This window comes from Blautia sp. Sow4_E7 (genome assembly GCF_052116245.1).
Taxonomy (GTDB): domain Bacteria; phylum Bacillota; class Clostridia; order Lachnospirales; family Lachnospiraceae; genus Blautia_A.
Genome location: NZ_JBQKLL010000131.1, coordinates 1 through 793 on the forward strand (window position 1 = coordinate 1; position 793 = coordinate 793).

Annotated in this window: 2 protein-coding genes; both read left to right on the forward strand. The window is 34.6% G+C overall.

Annotated elements, in window-relative coordinates; translation table 11 throughout:
- Nucleotides 1-119 precede the first annotated feature (119 nt).
- Nucleotides 120-287 carry a cysteine-rich KTR domain-containing protein gene (locus ACTQ50_RS19705; protein WP_412588271.1) on the forward strand — a complete coding sequence of 56 codons (168 nt, stop codon included), beginning with the start codon at nt 120-122 and terminating at the stop codon, nt 285-287.
- Nucleotides 288-303: 16 nt separating this feature from the next.
- The gene (locus tag ACTQ50_RS19710) at nt 304-687 is read left to right on the forward strand and encodes a hypothetical protein (protein ID WP_441485570.1); all 384 of its coding nucleotides are present in this window, start codon (nt 304-306) and stop codon (nt 685-687) included.
- Nucleotides 688-793: the final 106 nt, after the last annotated feature.

The following is a 793-nucleotide window of genomic DNA, read 5'->3' on the forward strand; positions in this document are numbered from 1 at the left end:
GATTGAGAGAACCTGCAATCATCGCTGTGAAGTTTTTTTCCACCTGTTTCATCACCCCGTGACAAGTATATCACAAAAGGTACTTATCCACTACTTTTGGAGTAGAGCCAAAATATTGGATAAAATGTCCGATTTGTAACGGAAAGACGAGAGTTCAAGTATTTCATAATACTGTATTAAAAGATTTTCCTCTTTTCTGCCCTAAATGCAAATTGACGCATATCATTGATGTAGAAAAATTAGAGATTGTAATCAAAAATACAGAAAAACAAACTTTTATTATTTAGAAGAAAGGATATAAAAATGAAACGTTTACCTAAATATACGCCTGCGGAAGTACGGAATGATCCATACGGATTTACTTACAAAGAAATGTCGGAAGTTATTGGCGAGAATGAAGCAAAAGCCTTATATGAAGAATTATATAAGCAATTACCACGCAAAAAAAATCTATCAATGTTGGTAAAAAATATTTGCAAAAGCAGTGATACTGAAAAGTATGTTTACGAACTGAAAGACAACAAATACATTGAAACGGTTTTTATCAAGCGGCGAGATGGTGGAACTGTTTGCGTGAGCACACAAGTCGGTTGTCCTGTTGGTTGTATTTTTTGTGAGTCCGGGCGAAATGGCTTTGTTCGTAATCTAACATCGTCAGAAATCGTACAACAGATTATATTGTTGTGATGTTGTATAAATAAAGTTGACACCTTATTCTCAAAGAATTCATGTATAATAAAGAGAATAAGGAGGAACTCTCAATGTCACGTACCCAACGTAAATACGACCACGA